Raw genomic sequence first — 19974 nt, forward strand, 5'->3', positions numbered from 1 at the left:
GTGGGTGCGGAAATGTTAAGAATCGGCATAGATGCAAGGATTTACCAAATAAAGAATTTGGTGAACTAGTTGCTCTTGCCCCAGCGAAGGAACTGTTGTATGGAAATGTCTATGTTCATGCGGTAATGAAATACTAGCCTCGGCAGAACGATTGCAAAGAGGAGAAATCAAGAATTGTGGATGTCTTAAGGAAAAGCAGTTTCATCTAGAAAAGCAGATATTCGGTAACTTGACTGTCATTGAACCACTAAATAAGAAATTAGATTGGAAAACAAAATGGAAGTGTAAATGTAGCTGCGGTCAATTATGTGAAGTTAGCTATGGAGTTATTATTGCATCAATTTTTAAAATAGGCTGGAAAATATTTATCTAATAAACAGTTATACCAAAAAAATTGATAAATATAAGTGAAGTTTTTCTGGATTATCGAAATTTTGTAAATAATATTCTTCCAAAAATTCATGAGGATAACACCGTTCATGTTGGACGTGCTATGAGAGGATATTGGCAATATAGACTCACTAACTAATTTATCCGTATATCTTTTTTCTTTCGATTTTTCAAGGGAAGAAGTGATAATAATGAATCCAATTTTTTTGATCACTGAATATGACACTAAAATTATTAGTTATATTCAAAAGACCGTTCATAATACCGCAAACAATTATTTTTCCAAAAATTCTAGCGTAAAACAGTCAGAGTCCTTTCCTGGATGACGATGAAAAACCTAAAAAATAAGGGTTTATTTGGAAATAGAAGTGAATAGTTTGTAGATTTTTAGAAATTGTCTATGGTAAGAATATCCGTAGACAATTTTTTTGACAGTAAAAAATGCGAAACTTTGATGCACCAGAAGATTGAACCGATACTACTCCAATTCAGACACTCAAGTTCAATCTTAACACGCAGGATTGTTAAATCTAAAGAATAAAATAGGAATCCAATATTTTAAAAACCATACGTTCTTGAAAGGGGTTGCAAAAACAATTGTGAACGAGTAAGGTAGAGATTAGGAACAAGCTTTAAAAATCAATAGTAATTGGATTAAATGCAGAATATGTTTAATTTAAATACTGTGTTAAAGGTGTATCAAAATACAGGTGTTTACCGCAAACAGCATAATTAGGGAGGCGCAAAGTGGATAATCGCGAACGAAAACGAAATTGGGGATTAATGGGACTGTATGCTCTTTTGTTGATAACAGCTTGTCTCTTCCATCAAATTAAATATTATTTTTTAGCCAGAATATTGCTAGTGATTGCCATTATTTTAATAATCGTTTTCTGGAGATATTTGTTTAAGAACAAGCTAATTGGTATTTCTTTTTCAAGTACTGTTTTTCAACAAAATTTACAAAAAAATGAACGTCGCTTTTTATATGCTCTTGTTATTCTTGTTATGCCAATCTTAAAACTGCGAAATATTTCTGTAAGTGATGTCGTACTATCAATCCTACTAATTTTGATGCCCATTTTTCTAAGTACTTTAGATGAAAAAGCAGAGAAAAAGAAATAGTGACCGTGGTCTATAATTTCTTGAATATAATTTTTAGTCAACCAAGAGCAAACTGTTCTTGGTTTTTTTCTACTAAAAATGAAGACATCTCCTTTTAAAACCAAGAAAGTAGAAAAATGGAAAATACTAAATAACCTACGATTAGATTATTGACAAAACACGATAGGTGGGCTATTTTCATTATAGTATTTATCAGAAAAACAGCAGCTTTTCGAGTTTTAAGCATTGAACAAAAAAATTCCAGCGGATGTTTTTTTGGTTTAAGGAGAATATATGAAAGCTTTAGTTTGTGAGTTTTGCGGAGGGAATCGTTTTAAAAAAGTAAGAAATGGGTATGAATGTGAATATTGTCATGCTGTTTATCCCTCAAATGAAATCGACGTACCTGTCGATATTTCTCATCGAAAATCTCACTTCGGCATCTGGCTCGCTGCAGGAATCATTTTTTTTGTTGGAATTGGTTTTGCACTTCATGGTCCATTAGAAAAAGGGATCGATGGTTTGGGGCAAGGAGCGGCGGTCACGACGAAAGCGACAAAGTGGAGTGAAGACGAGTTAAAGAATCCCCAAAGAAATGTAATGATTGCGGAGTTGACGCTAAATCAAGAAGAAATATCAAAAGCAAAGGTATCCATAGCTAAATATGGTGGGGACAAAACGAAAGAATATGGGCAACGGTTGGATTTAGCGCAAAAAGAGCACGATAAATTGGAAAAAAATCGACTCACGCGCGCTCCTAAAAAAGATATGCTAATTGAAAATCCTGATTCAGATTTAGCGGCGACTAGTTATTACAAGGAGAATGGGTTTTTATTAGCTTATATTCCCGAATATACCCAGTATTCAGAAAAAGATGTTACAAAAGCTTTTGGAAAACCAGATGAAATTTTAACCGATCCTAATAAAATTAGAGAAAATATAGTGCTTAATTATGATGATGAGAATCTTGAGAATTCGGAAATGCAAATTTTGCAAAAAGAGTTACGAGATGGTCAGTTAACCTGGCGAGAAGTTCGTGCCTTTTTATTGGCACTCAATGATTTTTCAGCCGTAAGTTTCACAAAAGAATTCGTCTATGAGGAGCAAGGAAAACCCAACGTATATTTTGAGGGAGAAAAAATTATTTATATCTCACCAATTCCACGATATGTTTACTTTACAAGAATTCCTGAAAGTCATCCTTACAATGGCTTAGGTTCATATCCTGAAGATTTTCCAGAAAATTATACGGAGAAAGGAACCTGTCAATGAAGCCACAGATATGTGAAAATTGTGGAAGTACGGAATTCCACGAAACTACCAATGGTTGGAAATGCGATTATTGTAAAACAGTGTATGTAGCAGAAAAAGCAAAACCTGAAATAGATACTGTGCTAACTTTATCGAAAGTAAAATGGGGGAAACTGATTTTAGCAGTTTTCCTAGTGTCACTAACGATCTTCATAGGTAAAATTTTTATTCGTTCCATTTCTTCTGAAACTGCTGAACCATCAAAACCCGATGAGGCGACTTATACTTTATGGACGTCTGATTCTGAGGAAAAAGATATCAGTAGCGTTTCTGGATGGAGCCAATCGGTTTTTGACGCCATCCAAGTAGCAACAGAAGAATATAACGAAAAAACAGAAAAGTATTCTTATACCAATGGCGGAAATTATGCTGATTTGGAAAAAATAGTCGGCAAACCAACAAGTAGAGTTACTTGGGAACAGGAGGAGTATGGACACCCTGCAAAGGTAATAGCGGAATGGCAAAATAATGAAAGCGGAGAGTATGCCGGGATGACCGTCACTGTTACCTATAATAAAAAAACGTTGATGATTATTGATAAAGATGTGTATTAATGTAGTTCGTAGAAAGGTGCAAGAACCCGTCTAGCTATTAAAAAGTTCAGACCTCCTGTATACTTAAGAAAAGGATTTTTCTGCAAAAGGTTTGGGTACAGGAGGGAATCTTATGAAGCCGGTCATCGTTGCTGAGAAAATAAAAAAAGAATTTTCTAACAATGTCGCATTAAGTGAGATTGATCTGACAATCAACGAGAATGAATGTGTTGCCTTATTAGGAAAAAATGGGGCAGGGAAAAGTACACTTCTAAATATTATATTGGGAAATTATTTTCAAACGAGTGGAAGTATTACAATGAGTTTTGAAAAAAATGAAATCGGTTTTTTACCACAAAAAACGAATTTTCCCGATGATGTAAAAGTAAAGGAGCTTCTTCATTTTGTCGGCAGCTATGGGGAAAATCATCTGTCTGAAGAAGAGAGGAACAATATCTTAAAATTTTCTTCTGAACAATTAAATCAATTTGCCGCAAAATTATCTGGTGGACAACAACGGCTCCTTGATTTTTGTTTGTCTATCATTAATAAACCTAAATTGCTGATTATGGATGAACCAACGAATGGTATGGATACCAGCACTCGAAAGCATTTTTGGGAGATTATCCAGCAATTGATGGATAATGAAACAACAATTGTTTTTACGACACATTATATTGAAGAAGTGAATTACAGTTCAGATCGAGTGATTTTGTTAAACGATGGAGAACTGATTGCTGATGACACGCCTTACCATCTTCGAATGCTGGATCACGAGAAGATACTTTGGATCGAATCCGATAACTATACACCATATAAAGAAAAAATCCAAAAAATAATTTCCGTTAATCAAATCCGCATTGTTGAAACGAATGAATTGACAAAATGGCACTTTCAAGCTGAGCAGACAAGCAGAATTTTTGAAGAACTGTTAGCCATCGACTTTCCTTTAGAAAAAATCGAGTTAACCAATACCTCCTTATTGGATACGATTTTTAATGAAAAAGGAAAAGAGAGAAAGGCGGAATAAGCAATGAGAAACTTGATGAAAGTCGAATTATTGCGGATTACCCGCAACAAAAAATATTTGCTTATGAGCATCGCTATGCCGGTTGCATTTTACCTAATCTTTACGGCGGTGCTTAAACTTCCCAATCCAGAATATCAAAAGATCTTCATGAAGGAATATCTTATTTCAATGACAACCTTTAGCTTAACCAGCTTTTCTATTTTCACTTTCCCATTTGAAATTATCGAAGACAAGAAAAATGGATGGCGCGTCCTTTTGAATCGACTACCAATCAAAAAATTTGATATTTATTTAATCAAGATAATAAAAATGTTACTCCTCTTCATTTTGGCGATTTTTCTTGTCTTCATGACCGGATTTTTTGTACGAAAAGTTGATTTGACCGTGCAACAATGGATTATTTCTGCTTTGTTGCTGTTGTTTGGGGCAACGATTTTTCTAAGTCTGGGAACGATTCTCAGCAATTTTAAGGATGAAAAAACAGTGTCTGTTTTTGCGAATATCTTGTTTTTAGGATTAGCCATGTTGGGTGGATTGTGGTTTCCGACTGATCAATTTCCTGACTGGTTACAAACTATTTCCCAAATGACACCGACTTATCATTTTCGAGAATTGGCTGTGGTCTATATCGAGAATGGTTCCGTACCGCTAACTTCTGTTTTGATTATGATAGCTTATGGGGTTGTCTTTTTAGGTATCTCGTTTCTTATTTCAAGAAAACGGGAGGATGTGGCTTGATAAAAGTAGAAGCTGTAAAAAAGAAGTATCCGCATATGTTGGATACTTCTTTTTGAGGTTACAAATAGAATAATTACTCCGCCGGTGGGCGATAGCCGGCAGCTTTTGCTTCTGCAATAGTCTTGAACCAAGCCTTCGGATTTGTCGTTTTGTCATAATATTTCGAACCGGGAATATGATAAATTCCGCTATTGGAGCCTTTGATCAAGCCATTGCCATTTTTATCGACAAATTTTTTTTCTTCGCTCACGGATTCTGTTGTACTGGTTGTTGAAGAGCCGATTCGACTGGTGCCATCTGAATAATTGATTGTTACACCATCCTGAATGTTAAAAATATACACGTTAAATTGGATATCGTCACTGTCAATGGATTGTGCCTGCATGTGTACGCCACGAGCAACTAATTCTTCTCCATTAAAAACCGGAACGACAGAATAACGAACATACTTTGTTGGGTTTTCTTTAAGGAAATAGGCGATGTCGGACTCAAAACGCAGCATTTCCGGACTATTCAATTGTCTAGTACCAGTAATCAAATTTTTCAAATTATTATTTTGCCCAGTCAACTGGAAGCCAATCAAATGGGACCGATTGTACAGATAGCCGTCTTTGATTTTTTTATTCCGCCAGCCGGTAGGGTCCACGGTCAAGGGTTCACGCTTTTCAGTCGGCATCAGACTTTTTTTGAGTAATGCTTCGGCATAGGTTGGTCGATTCAAAGAATCTAAATCGCCATATTTTTCCCAAGGACCATTTTTGGTGGTCAAATCTTTTTGGGTGAAGGTGGGCTTCCCTTGATTTATATCAATGGTCTGCGTTCCTTTATAACTCAACTCTGCAAGTTCGCTATTGGTTGCTTGAATGTTTTCCTGTGAAACTGAATCAGAACTTGATTCTTTTCCCGGAAGATTGAGTGAGGAACAGCCTGCCAGAAAAATTGCCGTTAAGCTAATCAGGGATAGCAGTTCATATTTTTTCTTTTTTGAAAGATGGGAAAAGACTAGGGGGGTCAAAATAATAAAAATTCCCACTATTACATAGATAAAGTGCATATTATTCTCCTTTTACTAAAAAATCTAAAAAGCTCTTTATGAGTATATAACAATTTTTTATTTTTGGGGACGTTTGAAATAAAAAAGAATCTGGATTATCCCAGATTCTACTGTGGTTCATCATAGGTTGCCCAAACAGATTGTGCAATTTCAAAGGGACGTGCTTTTTTGCCATCAATAGGCTCGTAAAGCAGTTCTTTTTGCGTTTCAGGGATTTTTAAGACGTCCAGAAAATGGTTTGTTTCCTTCAAAAAACCAATCTTAGCAAATTCATTTTTTTCCAAAGTATACTGGATACCTGTTAATTTTGCTTCTTTGTCTGCGGTAAATTCTGATCTATCCCGTAAATAGACGACTTGATTACGGAAAAGAAAATAATAAGAGTCATAGGCAGTCCCAAGATAATCAACAGATTCGCTAACCGGATGAGAAGTGTACATACCAAGTGCCTCAATACCCGCCCGATTCTGAAATCTTTTGAATGAATTGATTGTTTCTTCGTCATAAGGTTCATACCCAGTAAAAGTCAGCTCACGGTCACGAATATTTGGTAAAACGTCGCGACTGACCGTGTAGAATTCCTGAAGTCGATTGTGTTGGAGATAAAAAACACCACCAATAGTTAACAAAGCAACGAAAGAAAAAATGGCTACATGCTTGCTGAATCGGTAATGATGATAGATTACGGCAAACATAAAAACAAGTAACAGCAAAGCTCCCATGACAATCAAAATAGGGGAAATAATTACTGAAAAACGTTCACCGGCAATCCATTCTTTTAACTCAATAAAGGCAAAGATAAGAATCATCTCCTAAAAAACAATTGTTACGGTTATCATACCATAATGCTCAAAAAATACTATCTCATTCTCCCATTACGCGTTTGTTTCAAAATAAAAGGAATACAAATCTTTTAAATCAATTGCTGTAATCGCCATTTCTTCAACGCCTAGAACCTGTAATTGCTGAAAAATGGAGGCTATATCATCTGTGTTTTTAACAAAAGGAATATAGCTAGTTCCATTTGGAAGAGTGGTTACCTGTTTTCCATTGATGGTAGTAGTTTTTTTCAACGTGAATTTAAATTTTACCACAGGTTCATTATCCTCATTTTTTTTGATCTCTTTGATAAAATTGCCATCCTTCAAGAAAAAGATTCGATCGGAATACTGCTCTAGGTTCTCCAACAGGTGAGAAGAAATGATGATAGTTTTTCCTTCTTCCCGTTTTTGGATCAGTAGTTGAGAAAGCAGTGTGACATTCGTCGGATCTAATCCATTCATCACTTCATCCATTAGCATATAAGGAGTGTTTGCGACAATTTGCATTGCAAAACATAAACGTTGGCGCATACCTAAGGAATATTCACCGACTTTTCGTTTTACATAGTTTTCCATATGCAAGTCATCAATGACTTTTAAATAGTCGATGGCAGTTTTTGACCACATTTTCTGATAGATTTTCAAATGATCACTACCTGAAAGTGAATCGTATAAGTCACTTTGATCAGGCATCATGGTAATTTGTTCGTGAATCTTTCTTTCCGTTTGTTTATTTTGATAGGTGAGATCATCAAAGAAAACTTTTCCACTAGTCGGACTTAGATAATTCATCAATACATTTAAAAGTGTCGACTTTCCTGTACCATTAGGGGCTACTAGTCCGATGATTTCTCTTGGATATATTTGGAAAGTCAGATTCTTCAATACCGTAACTTGCTCAAAAGAAACAGTGATATTTTTTACGGAAATCAATAGAAACGCCCCTTTCTTTTGGATAGAAGATAAGAAAATCCTATTCCACTAATTATAAATGGTGAGAATATGAGCAAGAACTGACGAATCGTAAATTTTGTAGTGACGTAAAGATAATTATGATAACCGGTAATAATCTCGCCAATTTTTATAAAAGAGCTCGGTAACCATTCATAGGCGCGAAATTCACCAATTCCTTGACGGTAATAGAGAAATTCCAGTAGGATAACTAGCAATCCTAAACCAATATTTACTAATTCATTTCGAAATAACAGACTCAATGACATGATTAAAAAGTTTAATAAAAATCCCCAAAGGAGCAACAAGCCAAAGAAAATAAGAGTATAGTTTCCCAAAGAAATAGAGTGAAATTCCCCGTTATTCAACTGATCATTTAAATAAATCGGAATAGGATACCGAAAATCTCCAAAGCCATACTGAATGCCTATAATCACGAATGCCGGTAAAAAAGCAATGAAAATCAAAACAAGTCCTATGAATAAGAGAAAACTTTTCCCAAGAATTCTTGAAAAGGGAGTCAAAGGATAACCAGATACAAGAGAAGGATGTTTTGTATCCTTAGTAAGAATGTCGCTTGTCAAAAGGAGCAGCGCAATAAGAACGATTATGGGCAATATGTTTTGGCTTAATCGATAAAAAGTCTGTAAAGCAGTTCGTTCATCAAAGGCACTGAGAGCTAAAGAATAGTCAGCTTTTGCAAAGGCTTGATACTTTACTTTCTCGCGTTTGTAGGCATAGTGGCCATCAAAATGAGCAAAATAATTTCCAAGTTGATAGTACCTTGTGTTGTAGCGCAAGTCTTCCGATAGTTTTTTAAAATAAATATCATCAGAAAAGGCATACCACTCAGCCGTTGCTTGGGCATATTTTTTTAAATCGTTCGTTTGAAGTCCACGCAAGCGTTCATAATCCAATTTATTCCATTGAGGGAAGACCTCCGCAGCAAAGCGAACCAGGTAATGAGTCGTTTCATTAATTTTTACATTTTTTAAAAAATGTTCGCGATCTTCATAACGCGCCGCAATTTCAGCTTTATTTACTTTTTCAATAGGATCGAATCTATTGACGTCAATAAAACTAAAATACAGACCGAAAATGAGAAGAAAAATAAAGATTACTTGATTTTTTCTATTCGTAATCAATTCTTTGCTTTCAATCAAGATATAGTTTTTCATCGATGCCTTCTTTCTTTAAGCTTCTGTGCATTTAATACGCGGCTTAAAAAAGTAATAAAAAACAAACACCAGGTTGCTAAAACACCAATACCGCTAAGAAAGGTTTCTTTTAAAAATTCTCCTTGCAGCAATTGAACGGGGTTAAGGAAAATAGAAGGTAGAAACCAGAGACTCTTCATAAAATTTGGAAAAAAGTAGGGGAGTAAATAAAGACCAAAACTGGTGAAAATCGTGATGTACAAATTATTTAAAAGATAATTCAAGCTCAATGAAAGTAATGTTGTGAAAAGAGTCAACATTAATAGATAACCTATAATTAAAAAGAGATACAGCCAAAAAGGAACCGTCTGATAGTTTTGGATATAGATAGGTACAGGATAACAAAGAGAACCAATCGGGGAAAAAATACCCATGATACCTGCCAGTAATAAAATCAAAAAGAGAACCAACAGAAAAATTCCAAAAAGGAAGCTGATTTTTAGGAGTATTCGTTTTCGAAAAGAAATCGGATAACCATTAGTAACAGACAAGTGATTCATTTCTTCTAGTAGTAAATCACTAGATATTAATGCATTAAGTGGAAACCAAAGAAATCCTAAGCTAACAATCAAAGAAATCATCGCCATAACAAGTGTACTGTTTTCTGTGATTAGAGGAATATGGTCTTTTTGAATCTTTTGAAAAAAAGTTTTCTCTAATTGATTCTCAGCCAATGTTGGTAGATAAGATTGATATTTTTTTGAGCCAGGAAGTGTCAGAAATGATTCTCGTACTTCAACTAATTCTAATGAGGCTTCATTAAGTAGCTTCCAGTTTTCAAACAGAAGAGCTTGTTCTTTACGAGCAAGTAATTCTGATTGTTGGATCAGATTAAAATAAAGGGGATCTTTTTGAGTTTCTTGCTCTGATGGATCAATTTTTTTGAATTGAGATAAAATACTCTGAACAGCTTGCCGAGCTGCTGAATTCTCTTCCAATAAAAAGGGGCGGTTCTGACTAACCGTATTTCCAATTTGAATAAATGTAAAAAGAATTGTGAGAGCTAATAAGAATTGATATTTGATGTTATGGCGATTGATTAAAAATAGCGTTTTAAAATAAGCCAAAATAGTACACCTACCAAAATAAAATTCAATTACTCTTTAATAAGATTTTAGAAATAGTATAACATTGAACGAAATAAAAGGCGAAATATTCTGAAAATGAATTTGATTCTCTTTTCGCTGATTGAGTTGTGGAACACAATTTTCCCAAAAAAAGGCTCGAAACCCTATTCCAGCGCTATGTCTAATGATTTTGTCGGTAAGAAATGGAGGTATTTGTGGTTTTTTTACAAAAATTTGCTAAGATTGGGATATCAAGCAGGGAGTATTGGGGGGGAATAAAATGGAACTCAATCAACAGCTGAAGAAGCTGCGAATCGAGCATCAGTTAACGCAAGAAGAATTAGCAAAAAAAATTTTGGTCAGTCGACAAACGGTTTCCAATTGGGAGAATGGCAAAGCACAACCAGATTTGCAAAATTTACTGATTTTAAGCAATCTTTATCAGGTTTCCATCGATGAAATGCTGGAGAATAAGTCGGAGCCGACGTTAACCAAGACCTATCCTCTTGCAAAACGGTACATGTATGGATTAATTGTTTTTTCTGTCATTCTATTGATTCTGCAAATTATTTTGCGACCACGCGGACTGAATATTTTACTTTTTTATACAGTAGGTGGTTTGATTGGCACCGGTGTTTATATGTGGCAAACCAAACGAGCAGCAGCCCTTTATTCCCAAACAGAAAATATGTATGATATTGGTCGATGGATTTGGATTACTTTTTTTGTGGGCATTTTTTTGACAGTCATACTACAATCATTGATTGTGAATTAGGAGGAAAAAAATGAAGCAGGGAGCATTACTTACGATAAGTTCACAAGAAAAATATGGGTTGTTTTGGGCGCAACAAGATCAGGTCTACGAACCAAGAGCGTTGAATGTTCTTAAAGCTGAAAACAGCGATTATGAATGGCAGTTGGTAAGCCTTTCGGATATGAACAAAGACACAATTCTTGCGTATCAGGCAGTGGCTTTTACACCGATTACGCTGAAATATAAAAAAGAAATTCTTCAATGGTACCCAACAGTAGAAGTGATCTTGATTTCCACAGATCAGTTTATGCGGTTTTTGGCACCAAAGGCTGCGGTTATAGGTCAAACGACTGGTTATCTGATTGTTGCCGGCTCAGACATCAATCAAAATAAACTGCCTAAAGAGTTGAGCCCGCAATTTAAAGAAGAGAATCTTCGTCAATTAATGAGAGAGTATCCCTCAGTTTATTGGCTTGTGAAGACGTTAGAAGAGACAAGGGAACTATTGCACCACAATACCAAACACGTCACCGTAGCTTTGGCACCAAAAGCATGGGGATATGAAACACAATTGCAGGAAGAATTTCCAGAGATTAAAATTTTACGAATTACCCCAAAAAATTTGATGGCGACTCCGAAAGAATATGAAAAAGTTATGCTGGCTGTCGCTATTGTTACAATGATTTTATTGGCTTTAATGGGAATTTTTCAATGATGAAAGTGAAAGGAACCGTTGTTATAAAATAACTGAAATGAAAATATTTTTGGAAAATAAAGTTTTTACTTGCACATGTTCTTCAACTTTGTTACTCTTAATATAACGAAAGAAAAGAATATCTCCTTAGGGGAGTAACTGGCGAGTATTCGCGATAATATCAACAGTAAGTTGGTCGTTTTCGATCATCTGGTATTATATTAAACAGTAAGACCTAAGATGACTATCCAGATAGTTGTCTTGGGTCTTTTTCTTTTCTTTCAAATCAAATTATTGGAGGTTCTCGAGTGGAACAGAAATTAGAAAAAGACATGAAGCAGGAAACAACCGATTATCAGAAAAAAATGACCGATCTCTACCACGAACTAGACAGCAATGAAAACGGCTTGTCAAGTGATGCGGTAGAACAGCGTTTGGCAGCTCATGGTTTCAACGAACTGCAAAGTAAAGCAAAAACACCTCTTTGGAAAGTGTTTTTAGAGACTTTTAAAGATGCGATGGTGATTGTTCTGTTGATTGTAGCGGTCGTACAGATCGTGATGGGCCATCCATTGGAATCGGTAGTCATTTTTGCCGTTTTGCTTCTAAATTCTGTTGTTAGTGTGATCCAAACAAAAAAAGCAGAAAACTCATTAGATGCTCTGAAAAAATTATCTTCGCCAAGTGCAAAGGTCCTTCGAAATGGCGCTCCTGAAACAGTACCCGCCAGAGAGATTGTTCCTGGAGATGTCGTTTTACTGGATGCAGGTGATTTTGTTCCGGCAGATGGACGGTTAATCGAAGCTGGAAGTTTACGAATTGATGAAGGAATGTTGACGGGAGAATCAGTTCCCGCAGAAAAAAATACGGCAGAAATCAAAGGGATTCTACCCGTTGGTGACCGCAACAATATGGTGCATAGTGGAACCTTAGTAGTTTATGGCCGAGGAAAATTTCTTGTTTCTCGAACAGGTAAAGAAACCGAAATCGGTCAGGTAGCTGATTTGTTAGAAAATGCTACAACTGCGGCAACTCCTTTACAGCGAAATTTGGATCGATTCAGCCAAAAATTAGGGTTAGCGATTTTAGCACTCTCGCTGTTGATTTTCGGTATTCAGTTGGCACGTATCTTTATTAGCGGCAATCCCGATATTTGGCCGAGTGTGATGAATGCCTTCATGTTTGCAGTGGCCGTAGCTGTCGCTGCCATTCCAGAAGCACTGCAATCTATCGTGACGATTGTGTTATCCTTGGGAACGAAAAAAATGGCGAAGCAGCATGCGATCATTCGTAAACTTTCTGCTGTGGAAACTCTAGGTGCTACCAGTATTATTTGTACGGATAAAACAGGAACCTTGACTCAAAATAAGATGACAGTTGTTGATTCATTTTTTCTTGAAAACCATGAAGAAACCCAACAACAATTACTGCAAACAGCTTTACTGGCAAATGATGCAGCAATCAATGAAGAAGGAAATAAAATCGGTGATCCAACCGAAATTGCGTTAGTTGATTTTGGTAGCGAGAAACAAATTTCAGCAGAAAGTTTGCGGAAAAAATATCCTCGTGAAAATGAATTACCATTTGATTCAGATCGTAAGTTAATGTCAACGGTTCATACGATAGATGGGAAATTACAGTTGCTGACAAAAGGTGCACCGGATGTTATTTTCCAACGCAGTACACATGTTAAGATTGGAAATAAAATTTTACCTTTTGATGCGAAACAATTAGAAAAATTCCAAAAACAAAACGAAGAATTTTCAAACCGTGCATTGCGGGTATTGGCTTTTGCTTATCGTCCAGTGCAAACGACAGACGTGACTCATGAAGATGAAAATCAATTGATTTTGCTTGGTTTGTTGGCAATGATCGATCCGCCAAGAGAAGAAGTTTATCAAGCAATCACCGATGCAAAAAATGCCGGAATCAAGCCAATTATGATTACGGGTGATCACAAAACAACAGCTCGGGCAATCGCACAGGAAATCGGGTTATTTTCAAAAGGCGATTTGGCTTTGACAGGTGCTGAGTTGGATCAATTAACTCATGATGAACTAATGGAAACGTTGGAAAAAGTCACTGTTTATGCTCGAGTTTCTCCGGAAAATAAAATTCGAATCGTAAAGGCTTGGCAGGAAAAAGGACACATTTCTGCAATGACTGGGGATGGAGTCAATGATGCTCCTGCCTTGAAGCAAGCAGATATTGGAATCGCCATGGGTACTGGGACAGATGTAGCAAAAGATGCATCAGCAATGGTTTTAACAGATGATAACTTTGCTTCAATCGTCAATGCAATCGGTGTTGGTCGAAATGTTTTTGATAATATTAAAAAAGCCGTTGCTTATCTTTTTGCCGGTAACTTAGGAGCTATCATCACAATTATTTTCGCTTTAGTGATGAATTGGGCAAATCCATTTACTGCTTTACAATTACTATTTATCAATTTGGTGAATGATTCTGTGCCAGCAATTGCTTTAGGAATGGAAAAACCGGAACCAAACATTATGCAACGTCAGCCAAGAAATCCACGAACGGGCATTTTTTCTGGAAGTACCTTCATCTCGGTTGCGTATCGGGGAATTTTGATTAGTATTGCCGTGATCGTTGCCCAATGGATTGGAATGCAGCAATCTGCTGAGTTAGGTGTAGCCATGTCCTTTTCCACGTTGATTTTGAGTCGTACCCTACAGATTTTCCCAGCACGATCCAATACACAAACCGTGATTGGCGCAGGCTTCTTTCATAATAAGATCGTTCTAGCGGCTGTCGGTTTTTGTGGACTATTGTATGCTGGAACGCTTTTACCGGCGCTACGAGGGTTATTCTCAATACCAGCAGATTTTGGTCAGACACAATTTTTCATTTCTCTTTGCCTGGCGCTTGCAGCAGTCATTTTAATGGAATTGACGAAAGTGCTTCTATCAGTGATTCAAACAAACGGAAAATTTTTATTTTCAAAAAAAGCCCCAAGTTTTTCTGATTCATCTGCAAAATAAGCAATAGAGAGATAAGGTGAAATTCTTTTCCTCAGTCGATTCTCAAGCTACAATAAAAGAGTAGACGCTCATTTTGAGGGCCTTTGCAAGAATCACTGAGGTAAAAGGAGGATATTTGTATGCCATGGAACATGAAAGATTATCCAGTATCTATGAAAAATTTGAATCATTTGGTCCGAAAAAAAGCGATTGACATCGGAAATGCGCTTTTGACCGATGGCTATCCTGAAGACCGAGCGATCCCGATTGCCATTAGTCAAGCAAAAAAATGGGTAGAAGATGCGGACGAAAGTGAAAAACGTCAATTTAAAGAAGCAGAAAATCCGCAAAAAGGGGATTTTCATGAGAAAGATCGAAATGCGGAGGAATTGTTGTCGGCAGATGTTTTAGTCCAATTTTCTGAAGATCAGTGGCAGGTGATTTCAGAAGGTGCGGAGCGGGCAAGTGATCGCTTTGATACAAAGGATGAAGCAGTGAAGCGAGCAAAGAAAATTGCCGAAAACAAAGGAACTGCGGTCAAAATCTACAAAAAAGATGGTACATTGCAAAAATAAAAAAGGAGACATTTTCGTCTCCTTTTAATTTGCAATGAACTATTAATTTTGAAAAGCAACGCCAAGCGATTTATCGAGAGGATGACCCAGCAAATGGAGCCGTTTGTCGATTCGGCGGATAACACCGTCAAAGTCTTCGGTTGCTAATAAACTACGACGAGCAAGTAGGAGAACCGTACGTTCTTTGCTTGTTCGTTTTTCTTGTCGATAGATATTTGCCAAGCGTTCCACATACTCGTAATGGGTATAGTTGGTTCGAGCAACTAGAAAGGTCAGTAAATCTTCTGCTTTTTCAAACTCTTTCTGACCATAATAATTCAAGGCTTCCCGATAAAGACGAATTTCAAAATTTTCAATTTCTTTTTCCTGTTCTTTTCGTCTGCGCCATTCATTAATAGAAATCTTTTCAGCAATTTGACCATACTGATTATAGACAAAAATAACCGGAATATCATTTAAATTTTCAGGTTCTGTCTTTAAATTTTTCATCGAAGCCACCTCCACATCTATCCATCACTGTTGTTATGTAGAGTATACGTGATTTCATCTGAAAAAACCATCACTTCCGCAAGAATTCAAGAAAAAATGAAAAAATCTTTAGTTCTTTTTAAGCTGAAAGTAGGCAATAATCTCTGAAATTGCCAAAACGATTAAAACAGCTCCGAAAATCTGGAACAAGACGAGAACACTGCCAAAAGGATTGAAGACCAATACCCCACCGACAATGATCATCGCAAGACTAAATAAAAACCAACCTAACGAAGAGATTCCTTGTTTTCGCAGATTCAATTCTTGCACCAATTGGCGAATCCCACTTAGTAAGACCAAAAGTCCCAAGAAGAATGGGATAATCGAAATGATGAGTTTGGCAAAAATCAAGACGATGGCAGCGACGACTAAAAATAGAATCCCAATCGTCATTTCAGAGCCATAATACCCGGTTGCTTTTTTCTCCCGCCAGGCAGAAATCAAATTCACAATGCTGAGAAAAACAAAATAAGCAGCTACAATGTAGACGATGACATTGAAAAAAGGTCTAGGCTGCAGCAAGATCAGTATACCAACGAGAGCATAAAAGACCGCACGAAGCAGTTGGTATTTTTGTAATTTTTTTATAAACGAATCCATGAAAAAACCTCCATCTCATTTTTCCTTATTGTAACGAAATTTTCTGAAAATGGAAAATTAAATGAATGGAAGATAGGAAAAGAAGAGAAATTATTTTGGTCCCTTTGTTTTTGTGTTAAGATGGAACTGCAAATGAAAGAATGGAGCAGGCTATGGATTTATTTACACTACTATTAATCATCTTTGTTTTTGTTTTGTTTTTCTTTTTATTGATTATACAAAAAGAATTGGTTTTTCGCGCCAAAAAAAGAAAAGGCAGTTGGATCATCATTCCTCTGGCAACGATTTTTGTTTTATGGGGAACGTTTGGGCAACCTGCCACGTTGGATGAAAGTATCCGTGGTATTTTATCCGGGTTGATTGTTTTGAGTTTTCTATTGGATGGTCGTGGTTTGACCGAAGAACGTATTTTAGTCAATCCAATGGACAAACGGGGCATTCCTTTTGCGGAAATTGATCGGATTGTTTTGTATCAGCAGGAAAATATTGTTAAAATGAATTTCTTTCGCCGTGGGATGCGAGGACCTTTACTAAAATTTTCGGCACCCATACAAGAAATCGTTTTATTTTTATCCGATCATCTGAAAGAAGGAACACCGATCGATATTTTGATCGATCATGAGGAAGAAAAATAAACAAAGAAAGAGCAGCGCCTGAAGGTGCTGCTCTTTCTTTGTAAAAAGGAATTAACGGAATACGCGGAAACGTTCTTCGTCATCCAAGTAATCTTTTTCACCAGCATCTGCTTCTTTTGAACCAAATACTAATTGTGAACGTAATTGCCAGTTGCCTGGAATGTTCCATTCTTTTGCAACGGCTTCATCAATAACTGGGTTGTAATGTTGTAGGTTTGCGCCTAAGCCGGCTTCTTCCAAAGCCACCCATGTATTTGCTGTAGCAATTCCGTTTGATTGTTCTGCCCAATCTGGGAAGTTGTCTGCATACAATGCGAATTGTTCTTGTAGATTTTTTACAGTATCTGTGTTTTTGAAGAATAAAACAGTACCTAAACCAGCTTTAAAGCCAGCTAATTTTTGTTGTGTGTTTGGGAAGGCTTCTGCTGGTGTCAATGGTTTTAATGCGGCTTCTGTTAATTCCCATAATTTTTCGTGTGCTTCACCAAAAAGGATAACTACACGTGGTGATTGTGCGTTAAAAGCTGTTGGGCTTTGTTTAACGACGTCTTTTACCAAGTCTTCGATTTCAGTTTCTGTTAGAGAAACGTTGCGTCCTAATGCGTAGATTGAACGGCGATTTTTTAATGCGTCTAAGAAGTTTGTCATAAGAATTATTCCACCTTTTTTTCTTTTAAATTTATCTTACGAGTGCTAGTATACATACTTACAATTAGTTAGTAAACTATTTTGCTCGGAAAAAGAGAAATTATTTTTTTAGGTGGGTGTTGATGTTGATAAATTTGACTTCTACGTATTCTTCTACGCCGTATTTTCCGTTCTCTCGACCAAAACCGGAATGTTTTACGCCGCCAAATGGTACGGCTGCGTTAGATATGGCCATTTCATTGACACCCACGATGCCATAATCCAGAGAAGAAGCAGTTTGGGAAATCGTTTGTAGATTATTGGAAAAGAAGTAAGAGGCTAAGCCAAATTCCGTATCATTGGCAGCGGCGATCACGGCTTCAGTTTCCGTAAAGCCAATGAGAGGGATGACTGGGCCAAAAGTCTCTTCATAATAAATGTTCATCTCGTTAGTAATACCGTCGATAATCGTCGGTTCAAAAAAGAGGCCGTCTCTATATTCACCATCTGTTAAACGATTTCCACCATAAAGAATCGTTGCCCCTTTTTGAGTGGCGTCGGACAATTGGTTTTGGATTTTCTCAATAGCAGATTCGTTGATTAATGGACCAATATCGGGATCGTCTAAACCATTGCCCACTTTCACATCAGAAATTTTTTTAAGTAGCTGTTCTACAAAATCATCTTTAATTTTTTCATGTAAAAAAATTCGATTAGGAGCAGTGCAAACTTGCCCGTTATTTCGAAATTTCGCTGCCAGCAAACTTTCAACAGCTAAAGAGAGATCTGCATCTTGAAAAACAATAAAAGGCGCGTGTCCTCCTAATTCCAAAGAAACATGTTTTAAAGTCGGCGCGGATTGTTTATAAAGCAATTGACCAACTTTCGTCGAACCGGTAAAAGTCAATTTTTTAACATCATTGCTTTCCGTCAAAACTTTTCCAATTGTTTTTGAACTCCCTAAAACAATATTGACCACTCCTTTTGGTAAGCCGGCACGATCAAAAATATCAACCAGTGCCAAGGCAGAAAGGGGTGTTTCCTTGGAAGGTTTCATTACAAGTGTGCAACCAACAGCGAGAGCAGGAGCAATTTTTCTCGCAATCATATTTGACGGAAAATTCCAAGGAGTGATTGCTGCAACTACCCCGATTGGCTGCTTGCGAACCAGCCAATGATGATCCATTGGTGAGGGAATGATTTCTCCGTAAATACGTTGACCTTCTGCCGCATTCCAGCGGAAATTTTCAATATCGGTTTGGATTTCGCTGCGGGCTTCCTTTAATGGTTTTCCTTGTTCAAGCGTCATAATCAAGGCTAAACGTTCGGCTTCTTCTTCAATCAAATCCGCAATTTGATTCATTATGTTAGCACGTTCAAGAGGATCATGTTTTGACCAAAGGGGAAAAGCAGCCTTTGCAGCGGCGATAGCTGTCAAAGTTTCTTCTTCAGCTCCTTGACTTACTTCGGTGATAACTTCACCAGTGGCGGGATTTTTGATAGGAGCAGTGGGTTGGCTGCCATCGATCCAATTACCATCGATGTAAAGTTGCGTTGGGACATGGGTCAGTTTTGGGCTCATTTTGTATCATCCTTTCGCTGTTCGTTATAAGAAAACGGTAACACGTATTTTTATTTTTCACAATTTATATGATGAGGGAGGATTTTTTTTGAATTTTTCTTTAAAAGTAGGTTTCGCTTTTTGGTTTTGAAATAAATGTGGTACACTGAGCATATCAATTTTGGAGGAATGTCAGTTGAAGAAAAATGAATGGTTACGATCGATTCTCTTCTTTTTAGGGGTAGCATTGATTTTAATTTTATTAAGAAGCTTTGTGTTTACACCAGTGATGGTTAAAGGGGATTCAATGGATCCGACTTTACAGGACGGCGAACATGTCATTGCCTTAAAGAATACCGAAATTAAACGCTTTGATATCGTTACCTTCCCCGCACCAGATGAAGCAGGAAAAAATTATATCAAACGGGTGATTGGATTGCCTGGTGACAGTGTTTCCTATAAGGATGACCAATTGTATATCAACGGAAAAAAATATGAAGAAGACTATCTGCAAGAGTACAAAGACAAATTGACAGATGGGGCTCCATTGACGAATGATTTTACTATGTTGGATTATTTTTCTTCTGAAACCATTCCAGATGGTAAAATACTTGTGTTGGGGGATAATCGACGGATTTCAAAAGACAGTCGGATGATTGGTTTGATTGATGAGGATGCGATTTTAGGCGATGTAAAATTTATTTTCTGGCCTTTGAATGAAATCGGTACAGTGAAACATTAAGAACTCTTAGCGGGGTTCTTTTTTTTACGAAAATTTCTAAAAACCTGTTGCTTTTTTAGGG

At 36.7% G+C, this 19974-nt stretch carries 20 protein-coding genes; 11 read left to right on the forward strand and 9 right to left on the reverse strand.

Annotation, left to right across the window (positions count from 1 at the left end):
- The first annotated feature begins 1137 nt into the window (after positions 1 to 1137).
- The 5 genes from FFM66_RS04580 (at position 1138) to FFM66_RS04600 (ending at position 5106) form a co-directional block, all read left to right on the forward strand.
- On the forward strand, positions 1138 to 1515 hold the full coding sequence (locus FFM66_RS04580; protein ID WP_137605136.1) for a hypothetical protein: 378 nt from the start codon (positions 1138 to 1140) through the stop codon (positions 1513 to 1515).
- Between the two features lie 273 nt (positions 1516 to 1788).
- Positions 1789 to 2766, forward strand: a complete 978-nt coding sequence (locus FFM66_RS04585) for a DUF4947 domain-containing protein (RefSeq protein ID WP_137605137.1) — start codon at positions 1789 to 1791, stop codon at positions 2764 to 2766.
- Positions 2763 to 3359, forward strand: a complete 597-nt coding sequence (locus tag FFM66_RS04590; RefSeq protein WP_137605138.1) for a hypothetical protein — start codon at positions 2763 to 2765, stop codon at positions 3357 to 3359. The genes FFM66_RS04585 and FFM66_RS04590 overlap by 4 nt, the downstream gene beginning before the upstream one ends.
- Positions 3360 to 3471: 112 nt before the next feature.
- Positions 3472 to 4368, forward strand: coding sequence for an ABC transporter ATP-binding protein (locus FFM66_RS04595; protein ID WP_137605139.1), 897 nt, complete (start codon positions 3472 to 3474; stop codon positions 4366 to 4368).
- Between the two features lie 3 nt (positions 4369 to 4371).
- Positions 4372 to 5106, forward strand: coding sequence for an ABC transporter permease (locus tag FFM66_RS04600; protein WP_137605140.1), 735 nt, complete (start codon positions 4372 to 4374; stop codon positions 5104 to 5106).
- A 73-nt stretch (positions 5107 to 5179) separates the two neighbouring features.
- Here the strand turns inward: FFM66_RS04600 and FFM66_RS04605 are convergent, their stop codons facing one another.
- The 5 genes from FFM66_RS04605 to FFM66_RS04625 all read right to left on the reverse strand — a co-directional run bounded on the left by FFM66_RS04605 (position 5180) and on the right by FFM66_RS04625 (position 10216).
- Entirely contained in the window at positions 5180 to 6160 is a 981-nt protein-coding gene (locus FFM66_RS04605) for a DNA/RNA non-specific endonuclease (RefSeq protein ID WP_137605141.1), read from the reverse strand.
- Positions 6161 to 6267: 107 nt separating this feature from the next.
- The gene (locus FFM66_RS04610; RefSeq protein ID WP_137605142.1) at positions 6268 to 6969 is read right to left on the reverse strand and encodes a hypothetical protein; all 702 of its coding nucleotides are present in this window, start codon (positions 6967 to 6969) and stop codon (positions 6268 to 6270) included.
- A gap of 66 nt (positions 6970 to 7035) precedes the next feature.
- Positions 7036 to 7914, reverse strand: a complete 879-nt coding sequence (locus FFM66_RS04615; protein WP_137605143.1) for an ABC transporter ATP-binding protein — start codon at positions 7912 to 7914, stop codon at positions 7036 to 7038.
- Complete coding sequence (locus tag FFM66_RS04620; RefSeq protein ID WP_137605144.1) at positions 7911 to 9095, reverse strand: hypothetical protein; 1185 nt, start codon at positions 9093 to 9095, stop codon at positions 7911 to 7913. The genes FFM66_RS04615 and FFM66_RS04620 overlap by 4 nt, the downstream gene beginning before the upstream one ends.
- A gap of 11 nt (positions 9096 to 9106) precedes the next feature.
- On the reverse strand, positions 9107 to 10216 hold the full coding sequence (locus FFM66_RS04625) for a hypothetical protein (protein WP_137605145.1): 1110 nt from the start codon (positions 10214 to 10216) through the stop codon (positions 9107 to 9109).
- Positions 10217 to 10496: 280 nt separating this feature from the next.
- On the opposite strand from FFM66_RS04625, the gene FFM66_RS04630 reads away from it, so the two are divergent.
- The 4 genes from FFM66_RS04630 (at position 10497) to FFM66_RS04645 (ending at position 15220) form a co-directional block, all read left to right on the forward strand.
- Positions 10497 to 10991 (forward strand): helix-turn-helix transcriptional regulator, encoded by a 495-nt coding sequence (locus tag FFM66_RS04630; RefSeq protein ID WP_137605146.1) that lies wholly within the window; start codon positions 10497 to 10499, stop codon positions 10989 to 10991.
- A 10-nt stretch (positions 10992 to 11001) separates the two neighbouring features.
- Positions 11002 to 11685, forward strand: coding sequence for a hypothetical protein (locus FFM66_RS04635; protein ID WP_048605158.1), 684 nt, complete (start codon positions 11002 to 11004; stop codon positions 11683 to 11685).
- Between the two features lie 311 nt (positions 11686 to 11996).
- The gene (locus FFM66_RS04640; RefSeq protein ID WP_137605220.1) at positions 11997 to 14666 is read left to right on the forward strand and encodes a cation-translocating P-type ATPase; all 2670 of its coding nucleotides are present in this window, start codon (positions 11997 to 11999) and stop codon (positions 14664 to 14666) included.
- A gap of 119 nt (positions 14667 to 14785) precedes the next feature.
- Positions 14786 to 15220, forward strand: coding sequence for a DUF2188 domain-containing protein (locus tag FFM66_RS04645; protein ID WP_137605147.1), 435 nt, complete (start codon positions 14786 to 14788; stop codon positions 15218 to 15220).
- 42 nt (positions 15221 to 15262) lie between these two features.
- Here FFM66_RS04645 and FFM66_RS04650 read toward each other — a convergent pair whose 3' ends face one another.
- Positions 15263 to 15709: a hypothetical protein gene (locus FFM66_RS04650; RefSeq protein WP_137605148.1), complete on the reverse strand. Its 447-nt coding sequence runs from the start codon at positions 15707 to 15709 to the stop codon at positions 15263 to 15265.
- Positions 15710 to 15817: 108 nt separating this feature from the next.
- Positions 15818 to 16348, reverse strand: coding sequence for an HdeD family acid-resistance protein (locus FFM66_RS04655; protein WP_137605149.1), 531 nt, complete (start codon positions 16346 to 16348; stop codon positions 15818 to 15820).
- A 152-nt stretch (positions 16349 to 16500) separates the two neighbouring features.
- Here FFM66_RS04655 and FFM66_RS04660 point away from each other — a divergent pair, with 152 nt between their 5' ends.
- Entirely contained in the window at positions 16501 to 16983 is a 483-nt protein-coding gene (locus FFM66_RS04660; protein WP_048605162.1) for a hypothetical protein, read from the forward strand.
- A gap of 51 nt (positions 16984 to 17034) precedes the next feature.
- Here the strand turns inward: FFM66_RS04660 and FFM66_RS04665 are convergent, their stop codons facing one another.
- Both FFM66_RS04665 and FFM66_RS04670 read right to left on the reverse strand, forming a co-directional pair.
- Positions 17035 to 17631, reverse strand: coding sequence for a nitroreductase family protein (locus FFM66_RS04665; protein ID WP_048605163.1), 597 nt, complete (start codon positions 17629 to 17631; stop codon positions 17035 to 17037).
- A 100-nt stretch (positions 17632 to 17731) separates the two neighbouring features.
- A complete protein-coding gene (locus tag FFM66_RS04670) occupies positions 17732 to 19192 on the reverse strand; it encodes an NAD-dependent succinate-semialdehyde dehydrogenase (protein ID WP_137605150.1) in 1461 nt (486 codons plus the stop codon).
- Between the two features lie 175 nt (positions 19193 to 19367).
- Here FFM66_RS04670 and lepB point away from each other — a divergent pair, with 175 nt between their 5' ends.
- The gene (gene lepB / locus FFM66_RS04675; RefSeq protein WP_137605151.1) at positions 19368 to 19913 is read left to right on the forward strand and encodes a signal peptidase I; all 546 of its coding nucleotides are present in this window, start codon (positions 19368 to 19370) and stop codon (positions 19911 to 19913) included.
- Positions 19914 to 19974: the final 61 nt, after the last annotated feature.

The sequence above is a fragment of the Enterococcus songbeiensis genome (genome assembly GCF_005405265.1).
GTDB lineage: Bacteria > Bacillota > Bacilli > Lactobacillales > Enterococcaceae > Enterococcus_C > Enterococcus_C songbeiensis.